Here is a 20,211-nt window from a genome sequence, read left to right on the forward strand (position 1 = left end):
TGGATTGCTTCGCTGCGCTCGCAATGACGAGGAGGAGGCAGCTACCCCTTCTTCCCCACCCGATACCCCGCCGCCGGATGCGACGCGCCGAGCCTTGCGCGCCCGCCGCCGAACAGCTTCTCCCGCAGCGTGCCCTTCGCATACTCGCTCTTGTACCGTCCGCGCCGGGTGAGCTCCGGCACCAGCATGTCGGCGATGTCCTCGAAATCGCCGGGCGAGATCGCGAACGCGACGTTGAGCCCGTCAACGTCGGTTGCTTCGAACCATTGCTCGATCTTGTCGGCCACCATCTCGGGCGTGCCGACCATGACCGGGCCGGCGCCGCCGATACCGACATGCTCGATGACGTCGCGCACGGTCCAGACGCGGTCGGGGTCGGCGCGGGTGACGTTGTCCATCGCGCTGCGGCCGGCGTCGTTCTGGACGTGGCGGACCTGCTGGTCGAGATCGTAGCCGGAGAAATCGACGCCGGTCCATCCCGACATCAGGGCGAGCGCGCCCTCGGGGCTGATATGGCGGCGATAGTCGGCGTATTTCTCCTTCGCCTCGGCTTCGGTCCGCCCGAGGATGATCGTCATCATCGAGAACATCAGGATCTCGGCCGGGTTGCGGCCGAGCGCGGCGGCCTCCTGCCGGATCGCGGAGACGCGCGGCGCGATCACCTTGGCCGACGGTCCCGACATGAACACGCATTCGGCATGCTTTGCCGCGAACTGCCGGCCGCGCGGCGAGGTGCCGGCCTGGTACAGCACGGGCGTGCGCTGCGGCGACGGTTCGCTGAGGTGAATGGTGTTGTTGATGCGGTAGTTCGCGCCCTCGTGATTGACGCGATGAACTTTCGCGGGATCGGTGAAGATGCCGCGCTTGCGGTCGCGCAGCACGGCATCGTCCTCCCAGCTCCCTTCCCAGAGCTTGTAGACCACCTCCATATATTCGTCGGCGATGTCGTAGCGGTCGTCATGCCCGGTCTGCTTGTCCTTGCCGGCGCCGCGCGCAGCGCTGTCGAGATAGCCGGTGACGACGTTCCAGCCGATCCGCCCCTCGGTGAGGTGATCGAGTGTCGACATGCGCCGCGCGAACGGGTAGGGCGGCTCGAAGGACAGATTGCTGGTGACGCCGAAACCGAGATTTTGGGTCACGGCTGCCATCGCCGACAGCAGCAGCAGCGGCTCGTTCGAAGGCGTCTGTGCCGCATTGCGCAAGGCTGCGTCAGGGCTGTTGCCATAGACGTCGTAGACCCCAAGCACGTCCGCCAGGAACAGCCCGTCGAAGCGGCCCCGTTCCAGGGTTCGGGCGAGATCGATCCAGTAGGGCAGGCGGTTGTAGTCGGCCGTGCGGTCGCGCGGATGGGTCCACAGGCCCGGTGACTGGTGTGCGACGCAATTCATCGCAAAGGCGTTGAGCCTGATCTCTTTGGCCATGCTGGTCCCCTCGGTGCCCTGTACTGAGCGCTCTTCGAATGATAGATGTGCGCCCCAACTTGGCGAAGTTCTTGCATATGTTTGGGTGTTGGCAAGGTCAAAATCAGCGGTGCCGCCACGCCTGGCAAGCCGATCTCAAGCGAGCAGGAACGAAATCCCAAGAGAATTACAAGCGAACTACAAGAGAAACTCCAAGAAACTCTCCAAGAAACTCTCCAAGAAACTCTCCAAGCCCCCTGCCACTTTCGATGGCCGATGTAGCCCGCTACGTTCGCCCGCGTCGAAACCTTGAAAACGAAAGCAATGACCAGAGCCGACGCCATCGCCCGCGCCCGGGACGACTTTAAATCCGGCGCGTTCCTCGCCGAGCTCGACCGCCGCGTCGCGTATCGGACCGAAAGCCAGAATCCATCGCGGGGCACCGAGCTGCGCGCCTATCTGGAACGGGAGATGCAGCCGGCCTTCGCCGCGCTCGATTTTTCCAGCCGCATCGTCGAATCCCCGAGCGGCAAGGCACCCTTCCTGTTGGCCGAATGTCACGAGAGCGCGTCGGCGCCGACCGTGCTGATCTACGGCCATGGCGATGTCGTCGACGGCATGGAGGGCGAGTGGCGCGATGGCCGCGATCCCTGGCGCACGACGGTTGCAGGTACGCGCCTCTACGGTCGCGGCACCGCCGACAACAAGGGTCAGCACAGCATCAATATGGCGGCACTCCGCGCGGTGCGTGACGCTCGCGGCGGCAAACTCGGCTTCAACGCGAAATTCATCGTCGAGATGGGCGAGGAGATCGGCTCGCCGGATCTCGGCAAGGTCTGCGATCTCAATCGGGACGCGCTCAAGGCGGACCTGTTCGTGGCCTCCGACGGGCCGCGCCTGTCCGCGGACCGGCCGACGCTCTTTCTCGGCTGCCGTGGCGGCATCCGCATTCATCTCGACGTGAATCTGCGCGACGGTGGCCACCATTCCGGCAATTGGGGCGGCGTGCTCGCCAATCCTGCGACCATTCTGGTCAACGCGATCTCGACCCTGGTCGACGGCCACGGCCGTCTCCTGCTCGATGCCCTGAAGCCGCCGCGGCTCACCAACCAGATCCGCAGCTACCTCGCCGACGTGCAGGTGGTGCCGACCGCGGACGAGCCGGCGCTCGCGGAGAACTGGGGCGAGGAGGGGCTGTCGGCGGCCGAGCGGCTCTATGCCTGGAACACGCTCGAAGTGCTGGCGATGTCGTCGGGCAATATCGAGAAGCCGGCGAACGCCATTCCCGGTCACGCCAATGCCGTGTTGCAACTGCGTTTCGTGGTCGGGACGAAGGTCGAGGGCCTGATCGATGCAATCCGCGCGCATCTCGTTGCAAAGGGTTTTCCAATGGTCGAGGTGCGGGCGGCGCAGAGCTTTGCTGCATCGCGCACCGATTTCGACAGCCCCTGGATCAAATGGGCGGCGGATTCGGTCAGGGAGACCACGGGCAAGGCGCCGGCCGTGCTGCCGAATTTCGGCGGCTCGTTGCCGAACGACGTGTTTTCCGAGATCCTGGGCCTGCCGACGATCTGGGTGCCGCACTCCTATCCGGGCTGCTCCCAGCATGCGCCCAATGAGCACATCCTGCTGCCCTTGACCGAAGAGGCCTTGACGGTGATGGCCGGGCTGTTCTGGGATCTCGGGGAATTGCCAGGACCACTGACAGGTCCGTTAACCTGAGGCATCGGTCCAGCCGAAAGTCACATTCTAATCCGGCCCGATTTGTGCTTGCATCCGGCCGCATCATCCTGAAAGGGGAAGAAGAAAGTGAAACATTTCCGTAGCATCGGGCTCGCGCTCGCCGCGACCTTCGTCGTCAGCCAGGCCGGGGCCCAGGAGCTGACCGGCACGCTGAAGAACATCAAGGACACCGGCGCGATCACGCTCGGCTTCCGCGACTCCTCGATTCCGTTCTCCTATCTGGACGACAACCAGAAGCCCGTCGGGTTCGCGATGGACATCTGCTACAAGATCGTCGACGCCGTGAAGAAGGAGCTCAAGCTCGACAAGCTCGAGGTCAAGCTCAACCCGGTGACGTCGGCGACGCGTATCCCGCTGATGGCCAACGGCACCATCGACCTCGAATGCGGCTCGACCACCAACAATGCCGAGCGCCAGAAGCAGGTCGCCTTCACCAACACCCACTACCTGACCGCCAGCCGCTATGTCTTCAAGAAGTCGAGCGGCCTGAAGTCGATCGACGATCTCAAGGGCAAGACCGTCGTCTCGACCGCCGGCACCACCAACATCAAGCAGCTCACCGAAGCCAACGTCGCGAAGGGCCTCGGCGCCAACATCATTCCGGCCAAGGACCACGCCGAAGCCTTCCTCATGGTCGAGACCGACCGCGCGGTCGCCTTCGTCATGGACGACATCCTGCTGGCGAGCCTCGTCGCCGGTTCGAAGAACCCGGACGACTACGTCATCTCCAAGGATGCATTCTCCAAGCCCGAGCCCTACGGCATCATGCTGCGCAAGGACGACCCCGCCTTCAAGAAGGTGGTCGATGCGGCGACGGCGGCGCTCTATACGTCCGGCGAAGCCCAGAAGATCTACGACAAGTGGTTCACCCAGAAGATCCCGCCGAAGGGCCTGAACCTCAACACGCCGATCTCGGCCGAGCTGAAGAACGAGTTCGCCAAGCCGACGGATTCGCCGAACCCGGACGACTACAAGTGAGATAAACCTCGATCTTTCGATCGGGATCATGTCCGGCCACTCTTGACACCAGGGTGGCCGGACATTTGCATAGGCGCTCAGGACATCCATGACTGGCGCGTTCGCGCGGGGGACACGTGAACTACAACTGGAACTGGGGAATCTTTTTCCAGCCGAACCCGATGGGGACCGGCACCTATCTCGACATGCTGCTGTCGGGCCTGGTGCTGACCCTCAAGACCGCGGCGCTGGCCTGGGTGATCGCGCTGATCACCGGCTCGATCGTCGGCGTGATGCGTACGCTGCCGTCGAAGGGGGCGAACTGGTTCGGCTTTGCCTATGTCGAATTCTTCCGCAACATGCCGCTGCTCGTGCAGCTCTTCCTGTGGTACTTCGTTCTGCCGGAGCTGCTGCCAAAAGCTGCCGGCACCTGGCTGAAGCAGCTCCCGAACGCGCCGTTCTGGACGGCCGCGATCGGCATCGGCTTCTTCATGTCGGCCCGCGTCGCCGTGCAATTGCAGGCCGGCATCGGTTCGCTGCCGCGCGGGCAGAAGATGGCCGCAACCGCGCTGGGCCTGACCACGGTACAGGCCTATCGCTACGTGCTGCTGCCGATGGCCTTCCGCATCATCCTGCCGCCGCTCACCTCTGAATTCCTCAACACCATCAAGAACACGGCGGTCGCGATCACCATCGGCCTGCTCGAACTGACGGGACAGGCGCGCTCGATGCAGGAATTCTCCTTCCAGGTGTTCGAGGCCTTCACCGCCGCGACCATCCTCTACCTCCTCGTCAACGCCGTCGTCGTGACCGGAATGCGCTTCCTCGAGCGCTGGGTCGCGATCCCCGGCTACATTACGGGGAAATAAGCGATGTTCGGCAATCTCGATTTCGACGTCATCCGCCGCGCGCTGCCCTACCTGTTCTTCGAGGGCATGACCTTCACGCTGACGCTGACGGGGCTCGCTGCCCTCGGCGGCCTCATCTTCGGCACGGCACTCGCGCTGATGCGCCTCTCCGGCTACAAGCTGCTCGGCCGCATCGCCGGCGTCTATGTCGACTTCATGCGCTCGCTGCCGCTGGTGCTGGTGATCTTCTGGTTCTACTTCCTGGTGCCCTATATCGGGCAGTGGGTGACCGGCGCCTCGCGCCCGATCAGCGTCGGCGCCTTCGCATCCTCGCTCATCACCTTCATCATGTTCGAGGCGGCGTATTTCTCGGAGATCATGCGCGCTGGCATCCAGTCGATCTCGCGCGGACAGCCGGCCGCGGCGAGTGCCCTGGGGCTGACCTACGCCCAGACCATGCGCTACGTCGTGCTGCCGCAGGCCTTCCGCAACATGCTGCCGGTGCTGATCACGCAGACCATCGTGCTGTTCCAGGACACCTCGTTGGTCTACGTCCTGTCGATCACGGACTTCCTGGGCGCAGCCAGCAAGGTGGCGCAGCGCGACGGGCGCCTGGTCGAAATGTATCTGTTCGCAGCCGTGGTCTATTTCACCATCTCCTGTATCGCGTCCTACGGCGTCCGCCGCCTCCAGGCGCGCATCGCCATCATTCGCTAGGGCTCCCCCCTCATGATCGAAATCAGCCACGTCAACAAATGGTACAGCCCGAGTTTCCAGGTGCTGACCGACTGCACCACCAGCGTCACCAAGGGTGAGGTCGTGGTGGTTTGCGGCCCCTCCGGCTCGGGCAAGTCGACGCTGATCAAATGCGTCAACGCGCTGGAGCCGTTCCAGAGCGGGGACATCCTGGTCGACGGCATCAAGGTCAATGATCCCAAGACCAACCTCCCGAAGCTGCGTTCGCGGGTCGGCATGGTGTTCCAGCACTTCGAGCTGTTTCCTCACCTGAAGATCATCGACAATCTCTGCCTCGCGCAGGAGAAGGTGCTCGACCGGTCGCGCGACAAGGCGAAGGCGAAAGGCATGCAGCTGCTGGAGCGCGTCGGCCTCAAGGAACAGGCGCAAAAGTATCCCGCGAACCTGTCCGGCGGCCAACAGCAGCGCGTTGCGATCGCCCGTGCGCTCGCCATGGATCCGATCGTCATGCTGTTCGACGAGCCGACTTCCGCGCTTGATCCGGAAATGGTTAGCGAGGTGCTCGACGTCATGGTGGATCTAGCTCATGAGGGCATGACCATGATGGTTGTCACCCATGAGATGGGTTTTGCCCGCAAGGTCGCCAACCGCGTCATCTTCATGGACCGCGGCGAGATCGTCGAGGACGCGGCGAAGGAAGACTTCTTCGGCAAGCCCCGTAGCGACCGCGCGCAGAAGTTCTTGTCGAAGATTTTGTCGCACTAATTACCGCCGTCATTCCGGGATGCGCCGAAGGCGCAGGCCCGGAATCCATCGGGCGGCAATGCCCGGGGCAGAACGGATTCCGGGCTTGTCGCTTCGCGCCGCCCCGGAATGACGAATAGAGGGGTGATCCGTCCCCCTAACTGGCGTATAAGCGCGCCAAATTCCCCATCTCGCCAGGAGACCTGCCTTGGACCCGATCGCCTATGTCAACGGCTCATTCGTCCCGCTTTCGGAAGCCAAGATCTCGGTGCTCGATCGCGGCTTCCTGTTCGCCGACGGCATCTACGAGGTCTCCGCGGTGCTCGACGGCAAGCTGGTCGATAATGCCTCGCATCTGGCGCGGCTGGAACGCTCCGTCGGGGAGATCAAGCTGAAGCTGCCGGAGACGATCGAGCGCATCACCGAGCTCCAGAAGGAGCTGATCGCGCGCAACAAGCTCCAGGACGGTCTTGTCTATCTCCAGGTCACGCGCGGCGCCGACAAGGGGCGCGACTTCCCGTTTCCCAAGGCGGACGTCAAGCCGAGCCTGGTGATGTTCACGTCCGAGAAGGACATCATCAACGCGGCGGCGGCGAAGACCGGCATCAATGTCATTACGGTGCCCGACATCCGCTGGGAACGCCGCGACATCAAGAGCGTGGCTTTGCTGGCGCAGGTTCTGGCGAAGCAGGCCGCGGCCGAAGCCGGCGCGGGCGAGGCCTGGATGCTGCAGGATGGCTACGTCACCGAGGGTGGCTCCTCGTCGGCGTTCATCCTGACCAAGGACGACGTCATCGTCACCCGCAAGAATTCCAACGCGATCCTGCCGGGCTGCACCCGCAAGGCCGTGATCGCGCTGGCCGAGGAGCGCCAGCTCCGCGTCGAGGAACGGTCCTTCACGGTCGCCGAGGCGCTCGCCGCCAAGGAGGCGTTCATCACCTCGGCCTCGTCCTTCGTGCAGCCGGTGGTCGCCATCGACGGCAAGACAATCGGCGACGGCAAGCCCGGCCCGGTGGCGACGCGCCTTCGCGAGATCTACGTGGAGTTCGCCAGGGCGACGGCGGTCTGAGCCACGCCCACCGCTGTCATCGCCCGGCTTGAACACTTGACCGGGCGATCCAGGACGCCGTGACGGCAGTGATAGGCCCGATGGGCCGCGGCGTCCTGGATGCCGCGCCTTCGCGGGGCATGACAGTTGCGGATGCCTCACGCCACCGACGCCTTCACCTTCACCGGATGCACTGCGCGGAACGCGATCGCGAGCCTGTTCCAGGCGTTGATGGCGCCGATCAGCATCGTCAGGTTCACCGTCTCCTCATCGGAGAATTGCGCGCCGACCTGTTCGTAGATGTCGTCCGGCGCATGCGTCTGCGAGATCAGCGTCACCGCCTCGGTCCAGGCCAGCGCCGCGCGCTCGCGGTCGGTGTAGAGCGGGGATTCGCGCCAGGCATTGAGCAGGTAGATGCGCTGCTCGGTCTCGCCGCGCTTGCGCGCGTCCTCGCTGTGCATGTTGATGCAGAAGGCGCAGCCGTTGATCTGCGACGCCCGGATCTTGACCAGCTCGATGAGCGATTTCTCGATGCCGGTCGACTGGATCTGCTCCTCCAGCGCCATCAGCGCCTTCATCGTCTCGGGCGCGGCCTGGAGGTAGTTCATGCGAGGCTTCATGATTGTCTCCTTGCTTCTTGGGTTGAGGTCAGTGGGCGCCACCGGCCGAGGTCTGGCCGGGCTTCTTCAGGAAGAGGACGGCGAGCAGAGCCACGATCAGCGCCACGCCGAGCAGATAGAAGGTGTCGCTGAAAGCGAGGATATAGGCCTGCTTCTGCACGATACGGCCGATCGCGACATAGGCGCGATGCGCGGCATCCGCATGGTCGAGGACGCCGTGATTGACGAAATACTGGGTGAGTTGCTCCAGCCGCGTGCGCGTCGCCTGCTCGAATATCGAGACCGACTGCATCAGTACGTTGGAGTGATACTGCTCGCGCTTGGTCAGAACGGTCTGCAAGATCGCAATTCCGACCGCGCCGCCGAGGTTGCGCATCATGTTGAACAGGCCCGACGCCGAGCCTGCGTTCTCGGCTTCGATGCCGGCGGTTGCGACTGCCGACAGCGGCGCCATGACCAGTGCCTGCCCGATCGCGCGAACGATATTGGGCCACAGCAGCTGGTCGGCGGCGTAGTCGCTGGTCATGGTGATGTTCATGAAGTTGGAGGCCGCAAACAGCACGAAGCCGATACCGATCACGATGCGCGCATCGAGCTTCTGCATCAGACGCGGCACCAGCGGGATCAACACCAGTTGCGGCAGTCCGGTCCAGGCCAGCACCATGCCGATCTGCTCGGCATTGTAGCCCTGGATGCGTGACAGATACTGCGGCAGGATGAACACCGAGCCGTAGAGCGCGATGCCCAGCAGGAAGTTCGCGAGCATGCCGAAGCCGAAATTGCGGCGTACCAGCAGGCGCAGGTTCAAGAGCGGCTTCTTCACCGTGAGCTCGATGATCAGGAAGGCGGTCAGCGCCACCGCCGCGATCACCGACAGCTTGACGATGAAGGGTGAGCCGAACCAATCGTCCTTGTTGCCCTCCTCGAGCACGGTCTGCAGCGCCGATAGGCCGATTGCCATCGTGACGATGCCGGCCCAGTCGCCCTCGCGCAGCAGCGAGAGTTTCATCGGCTTGGCCTCGAGCGCGTACCAGAGCATGCCGACCATGATCGCGCCCGGCACGAGGTTGACGTAGAAGATGTACTGCCAGCCGAAATTCTCGGTCAGATAGCCGCCGATGGTCGGGCCGATCGCCGGTGCGAACGTCGCCGACAGCGCGAACAGCGCAAGGCCCACCGGCTGCTTTCCGCGCGGCAGCAGGGTGATGATCAACGTGAAGGCCATCGGGATCAGCACGCCGCCGGTGAAGCCCTGGATGGCGCGCAGCACGATCATCTGCGACAGGTCATGCGCCAGCGCGCAGGCCGCGGACAGGACCAGGAACAGGATCGCGTTGGTGAGCAGATAGATGCGGATCGAGAACACCTGCGCCAGCCAGCCGGACAGCGGGATCACCACGATCTCGGCGACCAGGTAGGAGGTCGAGATCCAGCCGCCGTCGTCGATACCGGCGCCGATCGCGCCCTGGATGTCGGCGAGCGAGGCGTTGACGATCTGGATGTTCAGCACCGCCATGAAGGCGCCAAGCGTTGCGCCGATCACCGCGATCCAGGTTTTGGCCGGCACCGACGAAGCGGCGGGTGCGGGAGTGCTGACGGCGGATGCGGCGTCGAGGGCGGATTGAAGCGTGCTCATGGAAGCCTCGTCTCGGCTACGGAGACAGGATGCGGATGATTTCGACAATCGAGGACGTTCTGGAACGATCTTGCGACAGGGTTTGACAAACCTGCCGGGTCCGGGTCAGCCGCCGTGCGGCCTCAGCATGTTGTCGGCGAGACGCCTCGCCGTCTCGCGCTCGGCCAGCACGGTCGCCTTGGTGTCGATGGTCGGCACCGCGGACATGCCGGGGCGAAGCAGGCCGGTGAGGCTGTGGTCGTCGAGCACGATCTTCACCGGAACGCGCTGCACGATCTTGGTGAAGTTGCCCGTGGCGTTGTCGGGCGGCAGCAATGCGAATTCCAGCCCGCTCGCCGGCGACAGGCTGTCGACATGGCCGTGCAGGACCCGATTGCGAAAACTGTCGACATACAGTTCGACCGGCTGGCCGGGCCGCACATGCGTGAGCTGGGTCTCCTTGAAGTTGGCAACGACATAGACCGCATCGAGCGGCACCACGGCCATCAATTGCGTGCCGGCCTGCACGTATTGGCCGACGCGCAAGCTACGGGCGCCGATCGTGCCATCCACCGGCGCTGTGATCTCGGTATAGGACAGGTTCAGCGTTGCCTGCTGCGCGACCGCACGCGCACGTTCGAGCTGGGCTGCGGCCTGGGCCCGCTGGCTGGTGAGCACGTCGATCTTGCGCTGTGCAGCCACAAGGCCGAACTTCGCGTGCTGCAATTGCGCGCTGCTGGCGCGCAGCGCCGCGTCGGTCTGCTGCGCCCGCTGGATCGTGCCGGAGCCCGACTTCATGAGGTCGTCGTAGCGGGCGCGCTCCTCTTGTGCGAATTTCAGATTGGCGTCCGCAGCAGCGACGTCGGCCGTGCTTTGCTCGATGATCGGCTGTTGCAGTTCGAGCTGGGCGTCGATGTTGCGCACGGAAGCTTCGGCAGCCGCGACGTCGGCGCGGGCCTGATCGAGCGCTGCCCTGAAATCGCGGTCGTCGATCTTGGCCAGCTGCTGGCCTGCCTTGACCTTCTCGTTGTCGCCGACCAGGACCTTGGCGATGTAGCCGGACACTTTCGGCGCGACGATCGTGGAATCGGCCTTCACATAGGCGTCGTCGGTGGATTCGAGGTACCGGCCGGTCTTCAAATAGTCGTAGCCATAGTCGCCGGCCACCGCGATGCCGAGGATCAGCGCCAGTCCGATGGCCGCCCGATTGATTGTCCGGCGAGACAGCTGCAGGCCGATTTTTGCAGTTGTTCCAGACACATAAGAAGCGTTCGACATGACATCCTCGGAATTCCCGGTCGCCCGTTCGAAGGGCGTGCGCATTGACGAGGACAAGATGCGTTGTCCCGATGGTTGTGATAATCCCGGTATTATTTGAAGCATTATCAAGCAATCGCGGATAATCGGAGCTTTCGGCCATGGACCGCTTCACCAGCCTGACCGCCTTCGTCCACGTGGTCGAAAACGGGGGCTTTTCCGCTGCCGCCCGCCGCCTCAACATGTCGACGACCATGGTGAGCAACCACGTCCAGGCGCTGGAGGACCGGCTCGGCGTGCGGCTACTCAACCGCACCACGCGGAAGGTGAGCCTCACGGAAATCGGCAAGGCCTATTACGATCGCTCAACCCAGATTCTCGCAGATCTCCAACAGGCCGACGACATCGCGAGCGAATTGCAGTCGGTGCCCCGCGGCACCCTGCGCATTCACGTCGCCACGCACATGGTGCCGCTTGTCGCGCCGATCGTGGCGAAGCTGCTGTCGACCCATGCGGAACTCAGGATCGATCTGCGCATGGGCGAGGCCGATGTCGATCTCATCGAGGAGGGCTACGACGTTGCCCTGCGCATGACGCCGCCGCCGGATTCGAGCCTGATCGTGCGGAGACTTGCCACCTGGCGTCACGTGCTGTGCTGCTCGCACGATTATCTCGAGAAGCACGGCCGGGTGCAGAAGCTCGATGAGCTCACCGGGCACAATTGCGGCCGGCACTTGAACTATCCATTTGGCGACGAATGGCGCTTCCTTGACCGCAAAGGCACCCCGGCATCCGTTCGCATCTCGGGCAGCTTCGTCACCAACAGCGGGGAAGCGCTGCGGAAGGTCGCACTGGAGGGCGCCGCTGTCTGCCTGATGGCGGGGTTTCTCATTCAGGACGATCTCGAGACCGGCCGCCTCGTGCGCCTCTTGCCGGAATATCGGACGGTCGAGCTGTCCATGAACGCGGTCTATCCGCATCGCCATCATCTGTCGGCGAAGGTCAGGACCTTCATCGACCTGCTCGCGCACCACAGCGCCGAGCAGCAGAAGCTGATCAACCCTTATTCATGAGCGACGCGGCGGCGGCAACCGGCCAAACACGCTGTCGAGTGCCATGCCGATCGCCAGCAGACGACGATCACTTCCCGCGGGGCCGTCGAGCTCGAGCCCGATCGGCAATCCGCTGCTGGCTCCGAGCGCGACCGGGATCTGGATTCCGGGAATGCCGGCATTGCTGCCGGGATCGGTGTTCTGGATGAACAGCGCGAAATTCTCCAGGCTGCTGGAATCAGGGTTGGAGGGGATGGCGACGCGCGGCGTGGTCGGAAAGACGATGGCGTCGAGCTTGTGTCCGGAGAACGTGTTGGCGTAGAGCGCCTGAAGCGCAGGCCGCGCGGTCTTGACCGCGGCGTCGTAGATCGGCTTGGCGTCGACAAGCGTGTCGCCGGGACCCGGCAGCTTTCGCGGGATCACGAGGCCCTCATAGGTACCCTTGACGTCGGCGCTGGAGATGCCCTGCGCCAGTGCCTCGACGCTGAGGCCGGTGCCGGTATGGGCGAGATAGGCGACCAGGTCGTCATAGGCCTCGTACATCGCGACTGGAAAGCTGACCTGGCCATTGAGCTCCGCCAGTTGGGGCATCTCGATCTCGACCACGACCATGCCCTGGGCTTTCATCTGCGCGACTGCCCGATGGAAGGAGGCCTCGGTGTCGCCGTCGAGATTGGCCAGCATCGCCTTGGCAATGCCGATGCGGACCAGCTTGAGATCCGCAGGCAGGACCGCATCGCCGCCCGCAATGACGCGGTCGAGCAGCGCGACATCGGCCATGGTCGCGGCCATCGGGCCGGCGGTATCGCGGGTGTGCGAGATCGGCGCGATGCCGTCTTGCGGATAGCGCCCGACCGTTGGCCGCAGCGAGGCGCACCCGTTCAGCGCGGCGGGCACCCGGACCGATCCGCCGGTGTCGGTGCCGAGCCCGCCCGCGACGATGCGTGCGCCGATCGCGGCGCCCGTCCCGGACGAGGAGCCGCCGGCGATCAGGGACCTGTCATAGGCATTGCGTACGCCGAACTCGGCGCCGGTCTTGAACGCCGTGTTGTAGCCGGAGATGCCGAAGGCCAGCTCGTGCATGCTGGTCTTGCCGAGGATGATCGCTCCCGCGGCGCGCAGCTTTGCCACAACGGGTGCATCGGTCCCTGGAACGTAGTCCTTCAGCGCCGGGGTACCGGCACTACAGGGCAGCCCGGCCACCTCGATATTGTCCTTGATTACCACGGGCACGCCGCCGAGCGGCTTGCTCCTGTCACCCTTGGCGTCGAACGCCGCGGCGGCCTCCAGGGTACCGGCCTCGTCCAGCGTGATGAAAGCGTTGAGATCGGCGTTGGCTTTGGCGCGGGCAAGAGCTTCCCGGGTGAGCGCGGTACTCGTGATTTTCCCGGCGCGGAGGTCGGCCGTGGCCTGGGTCAAGGTCAACTCGTCGTAATTCATGAGGCGTCACCCGATTGCAGAGGTACCGTCAGGGCGCCTCCGCCACGGAAGCTGAAGCTTCGCGGGCGCCGCGTCAACCGGTGGCGTGGATCTTTGCCGGAGATGGCGTGCCTCGTTCGAAAAGCAGCCGCTCGACTTCCGCCTTCACCTTGCCGATTGCGGCATCCTTCACCGGGCCATAACCGCGGATCTCCAAGGGCGCCTTTGCAATCGCGACGAGATCCGCAAGACGCGCCGTGTCGAGCCCGCCGAGCATCCGTTCGATCAGGCCCTCATACCAGGCGACCAGCTCCCGCTCGGCTCGCCGTTCCGCGGCGGAGCCGAACGGATCGAACCGCGTTCCGCGCAGCCCCTTCAAGCGCGCGAGCACGGTCAGAGGCATCTGGATCCACTGTCCGAAGGCCCGTTTGCGCGGACGTCCGCGTGCGTCTCGCCTTCCGGGCAGGAACGGCGGGGCGAGGTGATACTGGATGCTGAAGCCGTCCTCGAACTCGCGCTTCAGCTCGTCGAGGAAGCCGCTTTGCATGTGCAGCCGGGCCACCTCGTACTCGTCCTTGTAGGCCATCAGCTTGAACAGGGTGCGCGCGACGGCCTCGGTCAGCGCCTCGCTGCTCAGGTCGGCTTCGGCGTTGCGGACTCTTGCGACGATCGCCCGGTATCGCGCGGCATAGGCCGCGCTCTGATAGGCCGTGAGGAAATCGACGCGCCGGGCGATGAGCTGGTCGAGGGTCTCGGCTTGGGGCGCATCGTCCGCACTCGGCAGAAGATCCGGATCGGCCGCGGCGATCCGGCCCCAGGCGAAGGCCTGCTTGTTGCGTTCGATCGCGACGCCGTTGAGCTCGATCGCGCGCAATAGGGCTTGCAGCGAGACCGGCACCAGTCCGCGTTGCCAGGCAAAGCCGAGCATGATGATGTTGGCATAGACGGCATCGCCGAGCAGCCGCTCGGCCAGCGCGTTGGCATCGATCGCGCAGAGATTGCTCTCGCCGATCACGTGGCCGATCGCACGCAGGCGAGCTGGCGAGGCGAGATCGGCATCGCGGAAGCGGACGACGTCGCCGGTCGGCATCTCCGCGGTGTTGAGCGCAGCGCGCGTGCCTTTCCGGTAGGTTCCGGACGCCTTCGGTGATGAGCTGACGACGAGATCGCATCCGATCAGCGCGTCGGCCGCGCCCTGGTCGATGCGGACCTGATGCAACGCGTCGGGGCTGACGGCGAGGCGGATGTAGCTCAGCACCGGACCGAATTTCTGCGCGAAGCCGGTGAAGTCCAGGACCGAGACGCCGCGGCGTTCGAGATGCGCAGCCATGCCGATCAGCGCGCCAACCGTGATCACGCCGGTGCCGCCGACGCCGGTCACCAGCAGATCGTAGGGTCGCTCGAGCGTTGCGGGCGTGGGCAGGGGTAGCGTGGCCGCGCGGCCGACCGCGTCGATCTCGCTCGCACTCTTCTTCCGGCGCGCCGCGCCTTCGACGGTCACGAAACTCGGGCAGAAGCCGTTGAGACAGGAGAAATCCTTGTTACAGGCCGACAGGTTGATCTGCCGCTTGCGGCCGAACGGCGTCTCCTTCGGCTCGACGCTGAGGCAGTTGGACTCGACCGAGCAATCGCCGCAGCCTTCGCAGACGAGGTCGTTGATGTAGGCGAAGCGTTTGGGATCGGCCAACTGGCCACGCTTGCGGCGGCGTCGCTTCTCGGTGGCACAAGTCTGCTGATAGATCAGGACGGACACGCCGGAGACGTCGCGCAGTTCGCGCTGCACGGCATCCATCTCCTCGCGCCCATGGATGGTGACACCGGTCGGCAGGCCGGCAGGCGAGAACTGTGCGGGATCATCCGACACCAGCGCGATACGCACCACGCCCTCGGCGCGGACGCTGTGGGCGATGGCATGCACGCTGACCGGGCCGTCGACCGGCTGGCCGCCAGTCATCGCGACGGCATCGTTGAACAGGATCTTGTAGGTGATGTTGGCCCTGGCTGCGATCGCCTGCCGGATCGCCATCGAGCCGGAGTGATAATAGGTGCCTTCACCGAGATTCTGGAACACGTGCTTGTTGCCGGTGAATCTTGACGAGGCCGCCCAGTTCACGCCCTCGCCGCCCATCTGGATCAGCGAGGAGGTCTCGCGGTCCATCCAGCTCGCCATGAAATGGCAGCCGATGCCGGCGAGGGCCTTGGATCCTTCCGGCACTTTCGTCGACGTGTTGTGCGGGCATCCCGAGCAGAAATATGGCGTTCGCGTTGCGCCGCTGACGTTGATGGTGCGCGCCGCTTCGGGCATCAAGGCGGCTGCACGTGCGGCGAGATTGAGGCCCGGAAACATCGGGTCGAGCCGGCGCGCGAGCACAGAAGCGAGTGCCCGCGGCGACAATTCGCCGATCCAGGAGATCAACCTTGTCCCTCGCTCGTCGTGCTTGCCGACCATGCGTTCGGGCTTGCTGCCGGGATAGTCGTAGAAATATTCCTTGAACTGGCTTTCGATGATGCCGCGCTTCTCCTCGACCACGAGGATCTCGCGCTTGCCCTTCACGAAGTCCATGGCGTCATGCAGCGCCAGCGGCCAGACCATGCCGACCTTGTAGATGTCGATGCCGATGCTGCGGCAGGCCGCTTCGTCGAGGCCCATCAGCCGCAGTGCTTCCATCAGATCGAGATGCGCCTTGCCGGTGGTGACGATGCCGTAGGTGGCGTTCGGAATGTCGTAGATGTGCCGGTCGATCGGGTTGGCCTTGGCAAAGGCGTAGACCGCGTGCTTCTTCGCCTCCAGCCGTTCCTCGATCTGCGGGCCCGGCAGGTCGGGCCAACGATAGTGCAGGCCGCCGGGAGGCGGCGTGAAGTCGGGCGTGAGAAAAGCGCGCGGCGGGCGCAGCCCGACGGAGGCGCCTGATTCCACGATCTCGGAGATCGCCTTGAAGCCGACCCACATGCCGGAGAAACGGCTCAGCGCATAGCCATATTCGCCGAACGCCAGATATTCGCCGACGCTTGCCGGATGCAGCGTCGGCATGAACCAGCTCATGAAGGCGACGTCGGACTGGTGCGGCATCGAAGAGGACACGCAGCCATGGTCGTCGCCGGCGACCACCAGCACGCCGCCATGCGGCGAGGAGCCATAGGCGTTGCCATGCTTGAGCGCATCGCCGGATCGATCGACGCCGGGGCCCTTGCCGTACCAGAGCCCGAACACGCCGTCGACTTCGCGATCGGCCTGCGTTTCGACCTGCTGCGAGCCCAGCACCGCTGTCGCCGCGAGGTCTTCGTTGACGGCCGGAAGAAATTCGATGCGGTCCCGTTTGAGCCGTTCCTGGATGCGCCACAGTTCGAGGTCAACGCCGCCCAGCGGAGAGCCGCGATAGCCGGAGATGAAGCCGGCGGTATTGAGCCCGGCCGTACGGTCCCGGCGCGCCTGATCGAGTGCGATGCGGACGATGGCCTGCGTGCCCGTGAGGAAGACGCGGCCCTCCTGGCGCTCGTAGCGGTCGGAGAGCTCGTAACTGTCGAGTGACGGAATGGCGTCCATGGCGGACCTCGCGCGGCATCCTGCCGGATGATGAAAGGTTATGCCCGGGCCGCCGGTAGGTCTTACCTATTCGCCCTACACGTGTTGGCAATTTGGTAGAATTTTGCATCTTATGCGTAAATTTGGTAGAGTTTGCCGCCTGAGAGGTGCGCATGATCGAAGAGCAGGACACCAAGATTCTCGCCCATCTCCAGAGGGACGGCCGTGCCACGAACCAGCAGCTGGCCGATGAGGTCGGCATGTCCACTTCCGCCTGCTGGCGCCGGGTGCGGGCGCTGGAGGACAGCGGCGTCATTCGCGGCTATGCGGCGCTGGTGGCGCGAGAGCAGGCGGGCTTTGCGATGTCGGCCATCCTCCACGTCTCGCTGGAGCGGCATGACGCGAAGTTCGTCGACGAATTCGTGGCCAGGGTCACGACGCGCCGCGAGGTGCTGGAGTGCTTTGCGACCACGGGCGACGCCGACTATCATCTGCGCGTCGTCGTGCAGGACATGGCGGCCTACAACCGCTTCCTCGACGAGTTCATGTTCCGCATCCCCGGCATCCGCTACGTCCGCAGCAATGTCGTGCTGAAGGAGATCAAGACCAGTGTGGCGTTGCCGTTTTGAGGGAGCGCAGGACGACACGGTGGACGCAAGGTGGGCAACTCCATCCCCTCACCCTGAGGAGGCCTCGCAGCGGCCGTCTCGAAGGGCGAGGCCGAGAGGCGGGCCTTCATCCTTCGAGACGCTTGCGTCGCAAGCTCCTCAGGATGAGGATCACCGCTCCTCCCGGACAAACCTGTTCCGCAACGTCCCGACGCCCGTGATCTCGACCTCGACGACGTCGCCATGCTTGATGTCGGGCGAGGCACCGTCGGTGCCCATCCAGATCACGTCGCCGGGCCATAGCGTGAAATACCTGGTCAGCTCGACCAGGAAAGGCACCACGCCGAAGATCATGTCGGCGGTCGCGAAGCGGTTGGTCTCCTTGCCGTTGACGCGGACGATCGTTTCCATCTTTTCGAGATCGGCTTCGGTCTCGATCCACGGCCCCATCGGCTTGAACGTGTCGGCATTCTTGGAGCGCCACAGGCTGCGATCCGCCTTCTGCCAGCTGCGCTCGCTGACGTCGTTGCCGATGGTATAGCCGAACACGCAATCCATCGCGTTCTGCTCGGTGAGATGCTTCACCTTCTTGCCGATGACGACGACGAGTTCGCCCTCGTAATGGATCTTGTCCGTCGCGAAGGAGGGGATCACGACCTCCTCGTCATGCGCGATCAGTGCGTTCTGCGCGCGATAGCCGATCTCGGGCCTGTCCGGGACGGCCGGCACCTCGCCGCGCTTGTCGGCGGCTTCCTTGAGGTGCTTCAGATAGTTCAAGCCGACGCAATAAAAGGTGCGCGGGATCAGCGGCAGTTCGATCTTGACCTCGGACAACGGCAGCGTCCGCGAGGTGCGCTGCCATCCGGCGAAGGGATCGCCATCGACTGCGATCACCCGGTCGCCTTCAACGATCCCCCAGGACGTCTTGCCCGAGGCGGTGAATTTCAGCCAGCGCATGTCTTCTCCTCGTTATTCCGCAGCCTCGCGCGGCTGCAACTTCCAGGCGCCGGCAGCAGGCCGCTCGAGCCCGAGATTTTCCCGTAGCGTCCTGCCGCGATAGTCCGTCTGGAACAGGCCACGACGCTGCAATTCTGGGACGATATGCTTGACGAAATCGGCGTAGGAGCCGGGCACGTAGGTTGCGGCGATGACGAAGCCATCGCAGCCGCGCTCCACGAACATCTCCTCCAGCTTGTCCGCGATCTCCTTGGGACCGCCGACCATCGCGTCCTGCACTTGCCCGCGGCCGGAGAAGGTGACGAAGTCGCGGGCGCTCGGGTTGCTCTTGCCTGACGCCTTCAGCACGCCGTCGCGGATGCCCAAGATGCCCTGCATGCTCTTCAGTTCCTCCGTCGTCAGCGGCTCGTCGAGATCCTTGGAGGCGAAATCGTAGTTGAGTGCTTCGGCGAGCAGCGACAGAGCGTCGATCTGGAGCGGCAGCTTGTCGATCAACGCCATCTTGTCCTCGGCCTCAGCCTTGGTTGCGGCGCAGACCGGCGTGGTCAGGTTGCACAGGAACATCTGGTCAGGGTTGCGGCCGGCCGTCGCCGCTTCGTTGCGCACGGCGGCGTAGCCGTCCTTGGCGGCGGCGAGATTGCGCGCGGCGGTGAAGATCACCTCGCCCCAGCGCCCGGCGAAGCGCTGGCCGCGGCCTGAAGCGCCGGCCTGGATGATCACGGGATGGCCTTGTTGCGAACGCGGAACGGTGAAGGGCCCGCGCGACCTGAAGGCCGGTCCCTTGTGGTCGAGCCGCTTCACCTTGGTAGGGTCGGCGAAGCGACCGCTTTGCTTGTCCATGATCAGCGCGCCGTCTTCCCAGGTGTCCCAATGGCCGAGCACGACCTCCATGAACTCGTCGGCACGGTCGTAGCGGGAATCATGCTCAGGGTGGGAGTCGCGGCCCATGTTGAGCGCTTCGCCGTCATTGAGCGAAGTGACGACGTTCCAGCCGGCGCGCCCGCCCGACATCAGGTCGAGCGTTGCGAAGCGGCGCGCGACGTCGAAGGGCTCATAGTAGGTGGTCGAGCAGGTCGCGCCCAGGCCGAGCTTCTCGGTGACCATGCCCATCGTGGTCAGCACGATCAGCGGATCCATCTTCACGCAGCGGATGCCGTATTCGACGGTGTGGGCGTGGTCGCTGCCGTAGCGGTCCGGCATCGCCAGGCGGTCGTCGAAGAAGGCCATGTGGAACCTGCCGGCTTCCAGGATCCTGGCGATCTCCTGATAATAGTCCGCCGACATCGAATCGCTGCGCGAGTCAGGATGCCGCCAGGAGCTCGGCAGGTTCGTGCAGTTCTGTGCCTGGAGGAAGCCGACCAATATCATCTGCCGATTCATGCTGCTGGTCTCCTGATGCCGTCAGGCCAGATCGAGCACGGCGTCGAGCCTGTACTCACGCGCCAGAGCGCGCAATTTTTCCCATGTGGCATCCTCGATCGCGATGCCGTCGCGCAGGCGCGCGCCGCTGCTCGCGCAAGCCCTCGATCTCACCAGGACAGTAGACGTCCGCGGCATGGCGTTCCCTCGGTTTGGTGCCCGTGACAGGCTGCTTGTTGGGTGCCATCGTTTCAAAGCGCAGGAGCGATATCAATCTCCCGTAAACCATCGCAGGGCTGCAAATTCGTAGAGAGAACGCACCTTGACCGATGATTCGTCCCGCGCGGCGGCGTTTCCCGCAGTTT

General features: G+C 64.4%; 17 protein-coding genes. 8 read left to right on the forward strand and 9 right to left on the reverse strand.

All coding sequences use genetic code 11. From position 1 onward, the window contains the following. Window positions 1-41 precede the first annotated feature (41 nt). On the reverse strand, window positions 42-1,421 hold the full coding sequence (locus XH96_RS05645; protein WP_194391417.1) for an LLM class flavin-dependent oxidoreductase: 1,380 nt from the start codon (window positions 1,419-1,421) through the stop codon (window positions 42-44). Between the two features lie 303 nt (window positions 1,422-1,724). On the opposite strand from XH96_RS05645, the gene XH96_RS05650 reads away from it, so the two are divergent. From XH96_RS05650 to XH96_RS05675, 6 genes are all read left to right on the forward strand, one after another. After that, window positions 1,725-3,122, forward strand: coding sequence for a M20 family metallopeptidase (locus tag XH96_RS05650; RefSeq protein ID WP_194391418.1), 1,398 nt, complete (start codon window positions 1,725-1,727; stop codon window positions 3,120-3,122). 87 nt (window positions 3,123-3,209) lie between these two features. Then, on the forward strand, window positions 3,210-4,121 hold the full coding sequence (locus tag XH96_RS05655; RefSeq protein ID WP_194391419.1) for an amino acid ABC transporter substrate-binding protein: 912 nt from the start codon (window positions 3,210-3,212) through the stop codon (window positions 4,119-4,121). Between the two features lie 116 nt (window positions 4,122-4,237). Next, window positions 4,238-4,969: an amino acid ABC transporter permease gene (locus XH96_RS05660; protein WP_131869092.1), complete on the forward strand. Its 732-nt coding sequence runs from the start codon at window positions 4,238-4,240 to the stop codon at window positions 4,967-4,969. 3 nt (window positions 4,970-4,972) lie between these two features. Beyond that, window positions 4,973-5,665, forward strand: a complete 693-nt coding sequence (locus XH96_RS05665) for an amino acid ABC transporter permease (protein WP_194391420.1) — start codon at window positions 4,973-4,975, stop codon at window positions 5,663-5,665. A 12-nt stretch (window positions 5,666-5,677) separates the two neighbouring features. Continuing rightward, window positions 5,678-6,409, forward strand: coding sequence for an amino acid ABC transporter ATP-binding protein (locus XH96_RS05670; protein WP_061879045.1), 732 nt, complete (start codon window positions 5,678-5,680; stop codon window positions 6,407-6,409). 187 nt (window positions 6,410-6,596) lie between these two features. After that, entirely contained in the window at window positions 6,597-7,457 is an 861-nt protein-coding gene (locus XH96_RS05675) for a D-amino-acid transaminase (RefSeq protein WP_194391421.1), read from the forward strand. Between the two features lie 137 nt (window positions 7,458-7,594). On the opposite strand, the gene XH96_RS05680 is transcribed toward XH96_RS05675, so the two are convergent. The 3 genes from XH96_RS05680 to XH96_RS05690 form a co-directional block, all read right to left on the reverse strand. Beyond that, window positions 7,595-8,056 (reverse strand): carboxymuconolactone decarboxylase family protein, encoded by a 462-nt coding sequence (locus XH96_RS05680; protein WP_194391422.1) that lies wholly within the window; start codon window positions 8,054-8,056, stop codon window positions 7,595-7,597. Window positions 8,057-8,084: 28 nt separating this feature from the next. Next, window positions 8,085-9,692, reverse strand: coding sequence for an MDR family MFS transporter (locus tag XH96_RS05685; protein WP_194391423.1), 1,608 nt, complete (start codon window positions 9,690-9,692; stop codon window positions 8,085-8,087). Between the two features lie 105 nt (window positions 9,693-9,797). After that, window positions 9,798-10,949, reverse strand: a complete 1,152-nt coding sequence (locus XH96_RS05690) for an HlyD family secretion protein (protein WP_194391424.1) — start codon at window positions 10,947-10,949, stop codon at window positions 9,798-9,800. A gap of 140 nt (window positions 10,950-11,089) precedes the next feature. Here XH96_RS05690 and XH96_RS05695 point away from each other — a divergent pair, with 140 nt between their 5' ends. Continuing rightward, window positions 11,090-12,001: a LysR family transcriptional regulator gene (locus XH96_RS05695; protein ID WP_194391425.1), complete on the forward strand. Its 912-nt coding sequence runs from the start codon at window positions 11,090-11,092 to the stop codon at window positions 11,999-12,001. Here XH96_RS05695 and iaaH read toward each other — a convergent pair. Beyond that, entirely contained in the window at window positions 11,996-13,420 is a 1,425-nt protein-coding gene (gene iaaH, locus XH96_RS05700) for an indoleacetamide hydrolase (RefSeq protein WP_194391426.1), read from the reverse strand. The genes XH96_RS05695 and iaaH overlap by 6 nt on opposite strands. A gap of 73 nt (window positions 13,421-13,493) precedes the next feature. Beyond that, a complete protein-coding gene (locus XH96_RS05705) occupies window positions 13,494-16,943 on the reverse strand; it encodes an indolepyruvate ferredoxin oxidoreductase family protein (RefSeq protein ID WP_194391427.1) in 3,450 nt (1,149 codons plus the stop codon). Window positions 16,944-17,095: 152 nt separating this feature from the next. Between XH96_RS05705 and XH96_RS05710 the strand changes: the two genes are divergently transcribed. Then, window positions 17,096-17,551 (forward strand): Lrp/AsnC family transcriptional regulator, encoded by a 456-nt coding sequence (locus XH96_RS05710; protein ID WP_194391428.1) that lies wholly within the window; start codon window positions 17,096-17,098, stop codon window positions 17,549-17,551. Window positions 17,552-17,701: 150 nt separating this feature from the next. Here the strand turns inward: XH96_RS05710 and XH96_RS05715 are convergent, their stop codons facing one another. Genes XH96_RS05715 through XH96_RS05725 form a run of 3 tightly spaced genes read right to left on the reverse strand, consistent with a single transcriptional unit; the run spans window position 17,702 to window position 20,044 of the window. Further along, on the reverse strand, window positions 17,702-18,487 hold the full coding sequence (locus XH96_RS05715; RefSeq protein WP_194391429.1) for a fumarylacetoacetate hydrolase family protein: 786 nt from the start codon (window positions 18,485-18,487) through the stop codon (window positions 17,702-17,704). A gap of 12 nt (window positions 18,488-18,499) precedes the next feature. Next, window positions 18,500-19,867, reverse strand: a complete 1,368-nt coding sequence (locus tag XH96_RS05720; RefSeq protein WP_194391430.1) for an LLM class flavin-dependent oxidoreductase — start codon at window positions 19,865-19,867, stop codon at window positions 18,500-18,502. Window positions 19,868-19,888: 21 nt separating this feature from the next. Further along, window positions 19,889-20,044: a hypothetical protein gene (locus XH96_RS05725; protein ID WP_246789966.1), complete on the reverse strand. Its 156-nt coding sequence runs from the start codon at window positions 20,042-20,044 to the stop codon at window positions 19,889-19,891. Between the last annotated feature and the right edge of the window lie 167 nt (window positions 20,045-20,211).

Origin of the sequence: Bradyrhizobium sp. CCBAU 51765, assembly GCF_015291725.1 — a bacterium.
GTDB classification, from domain to species: Bacteria; Pseudomonadota; Alphaproteobacteria; order Rhizobiales; family Xanthobacteraceae; genus Bradyrhizobium; species Bradyrhizobium liaoningense.

What these genes read in the sequence shown, in the direction of transcription:
- XH96_RS05665 (WP_194391420.1), top strand. Translation starts at nt 4,973, where the DNA reads ATGTTCGGCAATCTCGATTTCGACGTCATCCGCCGCGCGCTGCCCTAC.
- XH96_RS05680 (WP_194391422.1), bottom strand. Translation starts at nt 8,056, where the DNA reads ATGAAGCCTCGCATGAACTACCTCCAGGCCGCGCCCGAGACGATGAAG.
- XH96_RS05685 (WP_194391423.1), bottom strand. Translation starts at nt 9,692, where the DNA reads ATGAGCACGCTTCAATCCGCCCTCGACGCCGCATCCGCCGTCAGCACT.
- XH96_RS05690 (WP_194391424.1), bottom strand. Translation starts at nt 10,949, where the DNA reads ATGTCGAACGCTTCTTATGTGTCTGGAACAACTGCAAAAATCGGCCTG.
- XH96_RS05670 (WP_061879045.1), top strand. Translation starts at nt 5,678, where the DNA reads ATGATCGAAATCAGCCACGTCAACAAATGGTACAGCCCGAGTTTCCAG.
- XH96_RS05705 (WP_194391427.1), bottom strand. Translation starts at nt 16,943, where the DNA reads ATGGACGCCATTCCGTCACTCGACAGTTACGAGCTCTCCGACCGCTAC.
- XH96_RS05695 (WP_194391425.1), top strand. Translation starts at nt 11,090, where the DNA reads ATGGACCGCTTCACCAGCCTGACCGCCTTCGTCCACGTGGTCGAAAAC.
- iaaH (WP_194391426.1), bottom strand. Translation starts at nt 13,420, where the DNA reads ATGAATTACGACGAGTTGACCTTGACCCAGGCCACGGCCGACCTCCGC.
- XH96_RS05715 (WP_194391429.1), bottom strand. Translation starts at nt 18,487, where the DNA reads ATGCGCTGGCTGAAATTCACCGCCTCGGGCAAGACGTCCTGGGGGATC.
- XH96_RS05650 (WP_194391418.1), top strand. Translation starts at nt 1,725, where the DNA reads ATGACCAGAGCCGACGCCATCGCCCGCGCCCGGGACGACTTTAAATCC.
- XH96_RS05725 (WP_246789966.1), bottom strand. Translation starts at nt 20,044, where the DNA reads ATGCCGCGGACGTCTACTGTCCTGGTGAGATCGAGGGCTTGCGCGAGC.
- XH96_RS05720 (WP_194391430.1), bottom strand. Translation starts at nt 19,867, where the DNA reads ATGAATCGGCAGATGATATTGGTCGGCTTCCTCCAGGCACAGAACTGC.
- XH96_RS05710 (WP_194391428.1), top strand. Translation starts at nt 17,096, where the DNA reads ATGATCGAAGAGCAGGACACCAAGATTCTCGCCCATCTCCAGAGGGAC.
- XH96_RS05645 (WP_194391417.1), bottom strand. Translation starts at nt 1,421, where the DNA reads ATGGCCAAAGAGATCAGGCTCAACGCCTTTGCGATGAATTGCGTCGCA.